Annotated in this window: 11 protein-coding genes and 1 pseudogene; 4 read left to right on the forward strand and 8 right to left on the reverse strand. The window is 33.5% G+C overall.

From position 1 onward, the window contains the following. Nucleotides 1-481: 481 nt before the first annotated feature. Entirely contained in the window at nucleotides 482-922 is a 441-nt protein-coding gene (locus ACFX40_RS27490; protein WP_028409936.1) for a YaiI/YqxD family protein, read from the forward strand. 128 nt (nucleotides 923-1,050) lie between these two features. On the opposite strand, the gene ACFX40_RS27495 is transcribed toward ACFX40_RS27490, so the two are convergent. The 3 genes from ACFX40_RS27495 to ACFX40_RS27505 all read right to left on the reverse strand — a co-directional run bounded on the left by ACFX40_RS27495 (nucleotide 1,051) and on the right by ACFX40_RS27505 (nucleotide 3,064). Continuing rightward, nucleotides 1,051-1,350 carry a DUF2653 family protein gene (locus ACFX40_RS27495; RefSeq protein ID WP_028409937.1) on the reverse strand — a complete coding sequence of 100 codons (300 nt, stop codon included), beginning with the start codon at nucleotides 1,348-1,350 and terminating at the stop codon, nucleotides 1,051-1,053. Between the two features lie 13 nt (nucleotides 1,351-1,363). Beyond that, nucleotides 1,364-1,816, reverse strand: a complete 453-nt coding sequence (locus tag ACFX40_RS27500) for a hypothetical protein (protein ID WP_060746403.1) — start codon at nucleotides 1,814-1,816, stop codon at nucleotides 1,364-1,366. Between the two features lie 807 nt (nucleotides 1,817-2,623). Further along, complete coding sequence (locus ACFX40_RS27505; RefSeq protein ID WP_028409572.1) at nucleotides 2,624-3,064, reverse strand: cell wall hydrolase; 441 nt, start codon at nucleotides 3,062-3,064, stop codon at nucleotides 2,624-2,626. Nucleotides 3,065-3,367: 303 nt separating this feature from the next. Here ACFX40_RS27505 and ACFX40_RS27510 point away from each other — a divergent pair, with 303 nt between their 5' ends. Next, nucleotides 3,368-3,610 carry a hypothetical protein gene (locus ACFX40_RS27510; protein WP_028409571.1) on the forward strand — a complete coding sequence of 81 codons (243 nt, stop codon included), beginning with the start codon at nucleotides 3,368-3,370 and terminating at the stop codon, nucleotides 3,608-3,610. A 122-nt stretch (nucleotides 3,611-3,732) separates the two neighbouring features. Here ACFX40_RS27510 and ACFX40_RS27515 read toward each other — a convergent pair whose 3' ends face one another. Next, nucleotides 3,733-3,909, reverse strand: coding sequence for a DUF8096 family protein (locus ACFX40_RS27515; RefSeq protein ID WP_097823078.1), 177 nt, complete (start codon nucleotides 3,907-3,909; stop codon nucleotides 3,733-3,735). 73 nt (nucleotides 3,910-3,982) lie between these two features. Continuing rightward, nucleotides 3,983-4,132: a hypothetical protein gene (locus tag ACFX40_RS27520; protein ID WP_169305191.1), complete on the reverse strand. Its 150-nt coding sequence runs from the start codon at nucleotides 4,130-4,132 to the stop codon at nucleotides 3,983-3,985. 958 nt (nucleotides 4,133-5,090) lie between these two features. Here ACFX40_RS27520 and ACFX40_RS27525 point away from each other — a divergent pair. Together ACFX40_RS27525 and aspA are read left to right on the forward strand one after the other, a co-directional pair. Beyond that, nucleotides 5,091-6,362, forward strand: coding sequence for a cation:dicarboxylate symporter family transporter (locus tag ACFX40_RS27525; protein ID WP_050691365.1), 1,272 nt, complete (start codon nucleotides 5,091-5,093; stop codon nucleotides 6,360-6,362). A 37-nt stretch (nucleotides 6,363-6,399) separates the two neighbouring features. Then, nucleotides 6,400-7,842, forward strand: a complete 1,443-nt coding sequence (gene aspA / locus ACFX40_RS27530; RefSeq protein ID WP_377257372.1) for an aspartate ammonia-lyase — start codon at nucleotides 6,400-6,402, stop codon at nucleotides 7,840-7,842. Between the two features lie 140 nt (nucleotides 7,843-7,982). Here the strand turns inward: aspA and ACFX40_RS27615 are convergent, their stop codons facing one another. The 3 genes and pseudogenes from ACFX40_RS27615 to ACFX40_RS27540 all read right to left on the reverse strand — a co-directional run. Further along, a complete protein-coding gene (locus tag ACFX40_RS27615; protein ID WP_098249370.1) occupies nucleotides 7,983-8,135 on the reverse strand; it encodes a DUF8096 family protein in 153 nt (50 codons plus the stop codon). Between the two features lie 430 nt (nucleotides 8,136-8,565). Continuing rightward, complete coding sequence (gene desA / locus ACFX40_RS27535; protein WP_098332641.1) at nucleotides 8,566-9,618, reverse strand: Delta(5) desaturase DesA; 1,053 nt, start codon at nucleotides 9,616-9,618, stop codon at nucleotides 8,566-8,568. 775 nt (nucleotides 9,619-10,393) lie between these two features. Continuing rightward, a pseudogene (locus tag ACFX40_RS27540) lies at nucleotides 10,394-10,648 on the reverse strand (isochorismatase family protein); the annotation flags it as partial. Between the last annotated feature and the right edge of the window lie 81 nt (nucleotides 10,649-10,729).

Consider the following 10,729-nt stretch of genomic DNA (forward strand, 5'->3'; position numbering starts at 1 on the left):
CGAACTGACGTTCTCTATATTATACCATTTTAAAGGCATATATCTATAAAAATGTTAAAATATTCAGAAAAAATTAAGAGGATTGAGAATCATTTGAAAGAACACAAAATAGAAAAAGTCGTAATAGTAGGATTAACAACTCCACACTTAGAGTATTTATATTTTGGATCTATTTGAGTTGTTATTTCCTCAACATTACAAGGTTCATATAAATGAATTAAAAACAAATCTCACCACACTCCCAATAAATAGAAAACACATTATTATTATGGGTTTCATAAGTGATAATAACATCTTTTTCATACTTTAGAAGATTACGTGAGATCAAATTAGCTTCTCCTTTTAAAAAAGAGAGCATCAAACGCGCGCTTTAATACAACAACTGTGTTTTAATAATTTTAGGTAAAATATCTTTATCATTTGACAAAGGATAAGTCTTCCATTATCATCAACTCAAACTTATTTACGGGGAGAGTTAAAGATGAAAATTTATGTTGATGCAGATGCTTGTCCGGTAAAAGATATCATTATCTCTGAAGGTACGAATGCTGAAATTCCTGTTATCCTTGTTACTAGCTTTTCTCATTTTTCTAATGTGGAACAACCATCAGGAGTGGAAACCATTTATGTTGATTCTGGGGCAGATGCTGCGGATTATCGGATTATGGGGTTAGTAGAAAAAGGGGATATAATCGTTACGCAAGATTATGGTCTTGCTTCGCTAGGTTTAGCAAAAGGGTGTGTGGTACTTCACCATAATGGGTCTAGCTATACAAATGAAAACATTGACCAATTATTACAAACACGTTATTTGAGTGCAATGGCTCGAAAAAGTGGAAAGCGTACAAAGGGGCCAAAACCATTTACACCCGAAGATAGAGAGAAATTTAAGGGGCTTTTTAAAAGAGCAATTTCACGTTAAAAAAGAACCATCCATTTTCAAGAAAAACCCAGAAAAACAAATTGTCCAAATATTAAACTAAACTTATTGGTTCCAGTACGAAAATGCTCGGAAGTCTCATGTCAAAATTAATTACTAATTACTAATTACTAATTACTTAATACTTGAATAGATGCAGTAAATCTATTCTTTTCCGAAAAAGATAAATTAACTTGTAGATGATTCGCGACTAACTGGTGATAGTCCTGTAAATATACTGCAACAGCATCAATGATGTCTTGTTCATGCAATCGCGCTGTACGTCCTAATGCTAAGGTGGAAGCAGTAATCCCAAGGGAAGGATGAAGCTCCAAATCTACTTCTACCTGTTCAGGTTCAATTCTTTCTTTTAGAGCAATATAAATACAAACGCTATCCACAATATCTTGTTCGTTAAATAGTACTTCCATTCTAAATTTCTCCTTAATATCTTCTTCTTGTAAAGATGTTTTTAACTACCCAAATGATGACTAAAATCACAAGTATATCTACAAGAATTCCTAAAAAAGAAAATCCATGTGAAGGATTATTTCCATATGCACCGTTATAATTTCCACCAAATGGATGAAGCATATGCCCTAAAAACGCACCTGTTCCAAAAGCTGCAGCATGAGTCAGTATACTTTTTGCTCGTGAAGGCGGGGTCTGGTTATATGTCGTGTGAGACCTAGTATATGATGGTGTTCTTGTAACGTTGCTTGACGGAGACTTATATCCAGAATGATAAGTGCCACTTGAATATGTGCCCCTATCTGAATGAGAACTGAACGAAGAACTGTGACTGAAAGAACTATGACCACTAAATCCTTTTGCCTGAGCAACATTTGGTAAAGCTATTGCAAATATTAATACAAATATTAAGGTCAATTTTTTCATTACAATTACTCCTGTCTTTATTAATCTAATATAGCTAATTTATAATAAAGTTTCTTTCTTAGAGAGCTTATGTAGCTGTTACTATACCACTAAATTTATAAATTTCTACTATTTTCATCTATTTTTAATGTGATTTTAAGATGAATTTTAGAGTGACTATCATGATTGGAAAAAGTAGAGTATATTCGATTACCCTACGGTTCCCAAATGGGTAGTATGGAGGGAGGAAAGTGAAAATAGTAGAGGTACAAAAAGATAAAAATACTTATAATCATGCTAAAGAGCACTCCTGTTTTTTGAATACAGGGGTGTTCTTCTACAATAAATTTTGTATGACAACCTATCAATTTATGTGTTATGATGACTATAGACCTAATCTTTCTTATACTTTAGTATAGAAAACTTAAATTCTCAAGAAGTGCCCTTATTCTCCAATACCATTAACGATGAGGGTGCTTTTTTTATGTGAAAAATTCATGAGTGCTTGCCAACTGTATGATACGAATATGTTTTGATAAAAATACATAGCGAACAGGTGTAATTAACATGACAGAAAGGAAGGGGGCTGCTCAGGCTTCTGGCTGCAACTTTAATCAAAACTTCATATACTAAAGAGATTATTTTTTTCCTAGTTTACATAAGATAAATAGAAACCAATTGAATAAGTAGAAAGCTACAACTAAAAATGAATGAAACAAACACCCTCAAGTTCTCTATACTGTTGAATTTGAGGGTGTTATGTCATATTTAAATTATTAACTATTTTTCATTAATAGTAGAGACATTAATAGAAAACTCCTCAATAACTTAACCTCTATAAACACTAGCACATGTATCAGGTTTTGGTTCATAATAACAATGATTTTTAAATTGACCAGATGCAGGTTGACCGTACCATGTTGGAGGGCACGGAGCATGTGGATTAAAATACCAAAGAGCAAATTTCGCTGGGTGTTGTCTCCAATAATCCAAGTTCTGCTTTGCTAATCTTTTTTCAACACCTCTTGCTCTTTGATAAAACACATTGCCTTTTTGAACAGCTTCAAACGAATAATTCCCCCCCTGGACTTGATAAATGACTTGTGAAACGGTTCTTAAATTTTTAAAGTCTATACAATTTGCTGCAAGACGATTAACAATTACATTTCCCACATATAACATTCCTTGTCTACCTTCACCTTCAGCTTCTGCTCGCATCATCCTTGCCATTAAGTTAATGTCTGAATTACTGTACTTTACTCTTGCCATTTATTCACCCCCAAAACATAGTATGAAAAAAAGCCTATATTGATGTCATTGTTTATAAGCTAGCAATGCTTAGTTTTCACATATCATCGCGCATATTTAATCATTACCATTAAATAAATTGATACTAATTAGCTACCGCAGTAGGTGATCGTTAGATGCTTATCGAATACGTTATAGGCATGTAAATCGAATGCCTCAATATTCCTTCGCAATAAATATCATCTCTCAGCCTGTACTAGTTCCAAATCTGGCACTGATTCATTTGTGTAATTTACTAATATTAAACTTTTAAGGAGAGAGAAAATGGGAACATTATTTAATCAAACAACACGAAAAGATTATTTTGATAATGATGCTGTTAAATTTCTTGATACAGTAAAAACTCTTGCAAGAGATCATGGCCTGACAGTTGAAGAGACCTGTCGTGTTTTAGAACTATCTATGAAAATTGATGATTATGACCGCAAAGATGAACACATAGTAGCGTTAGGACGATTAATAAAAGATTTAATTAATGAAATTTCTATGTTAAGAGAAAAGTTATAACATAATAAAGTAGAAAAAACATCTAGAGAGTAAGATATTTCTTCTACTTTAAGATGGCTAAAACACAGTTAAACTAAAAAAGAGAAGGTTTTTAACCTTCTCTTTTTCTATATCATCGATGTTTAAATACTCTTTTTCATTCCGCATTCTCGACATTCACGTAAGAATACGCCACCCTTTACAGAACTTTTGAAGTAAGATGAATTGCAGTTGTTACATCTGCCACTCACCTTATCGGGAAATGCAGCATAGTCATACACTTTATCTAGATCGATTTCTTGCTCTTTTATTTCTTCCAGGCTGATCACTCTTTTCTATTTGGCTTTTATTAGACTACCACAATTACATCTATATAGAAGGGGTATGTTAAAATCACTCTGGTTTTTCCACTAGTTGCATCTGAAAAATTTGCGTTTCTTGAATATTGGCTCTTTGAAGTTCCTGTTTAAAGGATTCTCCTTCTTTTAGTTTAATGATTTTCTTTGAACCGTCACGTAACGTGTATACTCTAAAATTGTACATGAATGTACCTCCACCAAAATAAATGCTTCCTGTACACGATTTCTTCAGGAACTAAGCCAAGCGAACAAGGTTAATATTTAAATAATAGTTCGTCGTTATTTAAATATTTTTCACTTCTATGAGGCTTGTCTAAATAAAATGTACGCGAAATGAATAATAATCTTCTTGATTTATCTGTTGTATATAAATATAATGTAATTGAAGTACGCAAAAAGAGAACATGAAATTTAAAATACACTTTTCGTTATTATCATTTTTTGATTCCATTCATTATCTATATGCAAGAAACGCATGTTTATTATAATGAGATTACAGTATGAAGAGATTGAAGGAGATACCCCAACTTAATGCTGTAGTTTCGTTAATTAAGTTACACCTGGAATAAATACTAAATTCCTTTAGCTTTCGGAGAAGATATGTGTAGTTACCACGATTGAGATTTTTTGAAAGCGATATCATTTTATTAAAAGAAAAACATTTTAAGAGATTTAATTATTTTAACAAGTTATAGAGATATCTAGTGTTATTGCTACCTTATATCTAGACACTAGATAAAAAAGAAGATATTTCTTTATCTGAAATGAGGGAATAATAGATTAGGATATTGTTGTCTAACATTCATATAAATCTAGAAGTGACTGTCACTAGATTTATATGAATGTTAGACAATAAACAGGATTTCAAAAAGGTTAAAAGGATAATAGAAAATCTCTTTATAAACGATACTATATGCTCAGGTATATAAGATGAGCCGAAAAAGTGTATTTTACATTAAAGATTTTGAAAACGCTTTACTTGAGGGGGGGAGTTAATTTTAAATCAGATGATTACCATTTATTTTAAAGGTTATTTACACATTGGACTTATTTTTAATTATTGTCTTTTTTATAGACGATAGCCTAAGCAGAGGCTCTCTTTAAATGTTTTAATGAACCACAAATTGAAAGGGGTTACAACTATGAAGAAATTGGGATTAGCTACACAAATATTTATTGGACTTGCGTTCGGGATTGCTATAGGCGCTATTTTTTATGGAAACAATACAGCGATGGCCATTCTTCAACCTTTAGGAGATATTTTTCTTCACCTAATCAAAATGATTGTTATTCCTATCGTTGTATCTGCACTAATCGTATCTATAGCTGGTGTAGGTGATATTAAAAAGTTAGGAAGACTAGGTGGAAAAACCATTCTTTATTTTGAAATTGTTACTACAATTGCATTAGCAGTGGGATTATTAGCCGCAAATTTATTCCATCCAGGTAGTGGTATAGATATGGGGAACCTTGAGAAAGGTGATATATCCAAATATGAAGAAACATCTAAAACAACTGAGAGTGCAGGTGTAGCAGCTCAAATCGTTCATATTATCCCAACTAATATATTTCAATCATTGACTGAAGGAAATTTATTAGCAATTATCTTTTTCTCAGTCTTATTTGGTCTAGGAGTCGCAGCAATTGGAGAAAAAGGCAAACCAGTTTTAAACTTTTTTGAAGGCGTACTAGAATCCATGTTTTGGATGACAAACTTAGTTATGAAATTTGCTCCATTTGGCGTATTTGCTTTAATTGGTTTGAATGTCGCGAAGTTTGGAATCGGTTCATTAATTCCTTTAGGAAAGTTAGTACTCGTTATATACCTGACCATGATTTTCTTTGTTTTTGTAGTATTAGGTATTATTGCAAAAATGGCTGGAACTAATGTTTTAGTCCTTATAAAAATCTTAAAAGATGAGTTAATTTTAGCGTTTACAACCGCAAGCTCTGAAGCAGTATTGCCAAGGTTAATGACTAAAATGGAGAACTTTGGTTGTCCGAAAGCTGTCACATCCTTTGTTATTCCGACAGGATATACCTTTAACCTTGATGGGTCATCCATTTACCAAGCCATTGCTGCCCTTTTCATTGCACAAATGTATGGGATTCATTTATCTTTCATAGAACAAATTACACTTTTACTTGTATTGATGTTGACTTCTAAGGGAATGGCAGGAGTTGCAGGAGCATCATTTGTTGTTGTATTAACAACACTGGGCTCAATGGGATTACCTTTAGAAGGTATGGCATTCATTGCTGGCATTGATCGCATCTTAGATATGCTTCGTACATCTGTCAACGTAGTAGGTAACGCATTAGCTGCTATTGTGATGTCTAAGTGGGAAGGCGGATTCGATAAAGAAAAAGCAAAGCATTATACAGATTCTATTAAAAAATCGGACGTAGCATAAAAAAATTTCTTTTTATGTAAAGAAGGAGATCAATGTTATGGCAAATATAGAAATACCAGAAAAACAAAATGTAAGAATTGAAAAAGATTTCCTAGGAACAAAAGAAGTTCCTACTTATGCTTATTATGGGATTCAAACTTTACGTGCAGTTGAAAACTTTCCAATAACAGGTTACCAGATTCACCCGGAACTCATTAAAGCATTAGGAATCGTTAAAAAGGCTGCTGCTCTTGCTAATATGGAAACAAAAAGGTTATATGATGGGTTGGGTAATGCAATTATTGAAGCAGCAGACGAGGTTATTGAAGGGAAAAGAAATAATCAATTTATTGTTGATCCAATACAGGGTGGTGCGGGGACCTCAATGAATATGAATGCAAATGAGGTTATCGCAAATAGAGCTTTAGAGTTACTTGGTCATAAGAAAGGTTCTTATTCCGATTTAAGCCCTAATAGTCATGTAAACATGTCACAGTCAACAAATGACGTATTCCCAACTGCTATCCATATTGCAACGCTTAATCTGTTAAATAAGTTACTGAAAACAATGAATTATATGCACAGTGTATTTCAGCAAAAGGCAGAACAATTTGATTCTATTATAAAGATGGGACGTACTCACCTACAGGATGCGGTTCCAATCCGTCTTGGTCAAGAATTTGAATCATATAGTCGTGTTCTTGAGCGCGATATGAAACGTATTAAGCAATCCTATGGACATTTATATGAGGTTAATATGGGAGCAACTGCAGTTGGAACGGGTTTAAATGCAGATCCACGTTATATCGAAAATGTTGTAAGATATCTAGCAAATATCAGTGGTTTACCACTTAAGAAGGCCAATCATCTTGTAGACGCGACTCAAAATACAGATGCTTATACAGAAGTCTCTGCTAGCTTAAAAGTTTGCATGATTAATATGTCTAAAATTGCGAATGATATCCGATTAATGGCATCTGGTCCTCGTGCAGGATTAGCTGAACTTATATTACCAGCTCGTCAACCTGGTTCATCTATTATGCCTGGAAAGGTCAATCCTGTCATGCCTGAAATGATTAATCAAGTAGCTTTTCAAGTTATAGGTAATGATCATACAATTTGTCTGGCATCGGAAGCAGGTCAACTTGAACTAAATGTGATGGAGCCTGTTCTTGTGTTTAACTTGCTTCAGTCGATCAGTATTATGAATAACGCATTCCAAGTCTTCACAGACCATTGCCTAAGAGGCATTGAAGCAAATGAGGGACGTTTAAAAGAGTATGTAGAAAAAAGTGTAGGGATTATTACAGCCGTAAATCCACATATCGGATATGAAGTAGCAGCACGAATTGCTAGAGAGGCTATTTTAAATGGAAAGTCGGTACGAGAACTATGTTTGCAATATGACGTATTGACTGAGGAGGAGCTTGAGTTAATTTTAAACCCCTATGAAATGACGAACCCAGGTATATCTGGCAGCTCTCTTTTTGACAGAAATTAATTTTTAAAGCGTGCTCCATATTAAGCTTATCGTATAAGCCACCTACTTTGGATATCCCTAGGTGGCTTATTTTCTATATACACGTCAAAAAATACCAACTACGATTCAAACCATGCTATTTTTTATAGTCTAAGTACCACCTAAATGCTTTTCTTCATGCCACACTCTCGACATTCACGTAGAAAAATGCCCCCTTTTATAGAACTTTTGAAGTAAGATGAATTGCAGTTATCGTATCGGACACTAACTTTATTCGGAAATTCAGCATAGTCGTAAACTTTATCAAGGATGATTTTTTGCTACTCTTTCTCTTCTATAAGGAAAAGAGGTATCAGAGAGAGCAATTAAAAATACTTCATCATATAAAGCCATGGCAAAAGCATTAGAAAATCTTTCAAAGGAAGATATTGCTTCATCGTTAAACATGCATAAAAGTTTATTGACTTCTTTAAAAGAAATGCACTTCTAACAAGTAAAGAGCCTAATTGGATATTCGATTTGCTTTCTTATTTTCCTATCGATAACACTTTTTATATTAACTAAAGGCATATATCATATACAACTTAAACACAGAAAAAACTACTGCTCCTGTACAGTAGTTTTTTCTGTTACTTGAATTTTATTTAAAAGGGTCTATGATAGAATGCTTCACAGCATCTTGAGCAGTTTGTTCAATTCACTATTTATTATTCATTTTATAAATTTAAATAAAAAAGAAGATATTCAATTTTTATTGAGGTTGGGTCTTTTGTTATTCAAATTCATACGAGATTTTTTATTGTCTAGTAGATGCTTAATTTCTTTGAAGCTTACAAAACTTTTATTTTGTTGATCTAAAAGTCGAAAACGAAGGGACTTCAAGCTTGTGCTTAGTGTAATTGTTGTTGCTTTCTGTAATGGCGGCGTAGACTCATGCGCCTTTTCTAAATTATAGTTTGGAACTCTTGGAGCCAAATGATGTACATGATGGAAACCAATATTACCTGTTACCCATTGTAAAACTTTAGGAAGCTTGTAATAGGAGCTGCCATCAACCGCAGCTTTCACGTAATCCCACTCCTTTTCGTTTTCAAAGTAGGAATCCTCAAATTGATGCTGTACGTAAAATAGCCAAATTCCCAGTGATCCTGCTACAAAAAGGATGGGAGCTTGAACGAGCAGAAAAGCTTGCCAACCAATACCCCAACATAAAAGTGCATACACTGCAACAATTGAGAAATTGGTTAAATATGTGTTCAAACGTTCCTTTCGTTTCGCGTCTTTTCGATTCAATCGGTTAGAAACTAAGAAAAGATAGATGGGACCTAATCCAAACATAACAAGTGGATTGCGGTACATTCGGTAAGCTAACCGCCCCCAGTAGGAAGCTGCAACATACTCGTCAACTGTCATGACCCACACATCACCAGTTCCTCGTTTATCTAAGTTGCTGCTCGTGGCATGATGAATCGAGTGGCTTCGTTTCCACTGTTCATACGGAAACATGGTGATAACCCCACTGATTGTGCCAAGGATATTATTCGCTTTTCGGTTTTTGAAAAATGATTGATGACAACAATCATGGAAAATAATGAAGGTTCGGACGACGAACCCGGCTGTAACAATAGCTATTGGCAGTGTTAGCCAATAAGAAACGGACAAACTTTTATAAGCTAGAAACCAAAGTAGTAAAAACGGAAGAAATGTGTTTATTAATTGCTTTATACTCGATTTCGTATTGGATTTTTCAAAAGGTGCTACATTTTTTCTTAATTCAGTCGTTTTTTGTTTGCTCATGTGTTCCTCCTTACATCTTTCTTTACATTGATTAGTATTCAACTCTTCTTTATATTTATAGTAGAACATAGTAGCTGGTAATAAAAGATATAAACGTCAAGTAGTTAGTATGACAATTGTCATACATGTGTGAATGTATTTTCTTAATAAAAGGAAAAGGGTATGAAAAAATTCAGTTTCATTAAAGCATTAGCATTATTTCAGTCCTAGCTATTTAAAAGCACTCATCAGTGTGTACCTTTCCAACAGGTTTTGTGCCACTATTTTTAAAATATAATGCGAACAAGCAACTACTTCTACTATAATGTCTAGGATTGGAGGTAGCTTTTCAGAGCTATGAAGTTTCAACTGTCGTGCACTTTGTTATAAAACAGAAAAACCTATTGGTTCATCTGGCACCAGTAGGTTTTTCTATTTAAAACAACAAGGATTTTAAAGTATTGGATAGATGCCTCACGGCGTCTTGTTTAGTTTGCTCGTTATAGTAGATATTATTCAACGTAGGCAATCTAAATATAATAAAATGAAAAATAATATTAGATTGTTTTTGTTAGAAATCATAACAAAGTCCTAGCTTGCTTATATCGGTTTATATGTAATATGTAATGTATTAAATCCAAAAGCTGCTCTTTTCTTTTTGAGTAGTTTTTCTCAGTTTATTTCAGCTGATACAGCTAGCTGGGTATGTTGGGCTTATGGAACGGAGATCGTTATCGCAGTAGGTTTGTGGTTTATCTTTATTTCGACAGTGATTTTCAGTCAAATTTAACTTTTTGATCAATTCTTCAGTTGTTAAAACTTTGGCAAACTCATTATCTAAAGTTGCTAATGACACGGTATGTATTTGTTTAGCTGGATAATATGCATTATCTGCTCCTTTTATTGCAAATGCAGCTGTGGCATCTGATATGAGATACGTTTCAAATCCTAAATTTTTACTCATTCGAGTAACAGTTGATACACAATGTGGAGTCGTTAATCCTACTATTACGACTTTTTCTATTTTGTTTTCTTTCAAATGATTCTCAATCCCTTTAATTTTTTCTGAATATTTTAACATTTTTATAGATATATGCCTTTAAAATGGTATAATATAGAGAACGTCAGTTCG

Source organism: Priestia sp. YIM B13552, from assembly GCF_042787775.1.
GTDB lineage: Bacteria > Bacillota > Bacilli > Bacillales > Bacillaceae_H > Priestia > Priestia megaterium_E.

Bases quoted from the DNA above. Each gene is read 5' to 3' on its own strand.
- ACFX40_RS27500 (WP_060746403.1), bottom strand. From the start codon at position 1,816: ATGAAAAAATTGACCTTAATATTTGTATTAATATTTGCAATAGCTTTA.
- desA (WP_098332641.1), bottom strand. From the start codon at position 9,618: ATGAGCAAACAAAAAACGACTGAATTAAGAAAAAATGTAGCACCTTTT.
- ACFX40_RS27505 (WP_028409572.1), bottom strand. From the start codon at position 3,064: ATGGCAAGAGTAAAGTACAGTAATTCAGACATTAACTTAATGGCAAGG.
- ACFX40_RS27525 (WP_050691365.1), top strand. From the start codon at position 5,091: ATGAAGAAATTGGGATTAGCTACACAAATATTTATTGGACTTGCGTTC.
- ACFX40_RS27490 (WP_028409936.1), top strand. From the start codon at position 482: ATGAAAATTTATGTTGATGCAGATGCTTGTCCGGTAAAAGATATCATT.
- ACFX40_RS27510 (WP_028409571.1), top strand. From the start codon at position 3,368: ATGGGAACATTATTTAATCAAACAACACGAAAAGATTATTTTGATAAT.
- aspA (WP_377257372.1), top strand. From the start codon at position 6,400: ATGGCAAATATAGAAATACCAGAAAAACAAAATGTAAGAATTGAAAAA.
- ACFX40_RS27495 (WP_028409937.1), bottom strand. From the start codon at position 1,350: ATGGAAGTACTATTTAACGAACAAGATATTGTGGATAGCGTTTGTATT.
- ACFX40_RS27520 (WP_169305191.1), bottom strand. From the start codon at position 4,132: ATGTACAATTTTAGAGTATACACGTTACGTGACGGTTCAAAGAAAATC.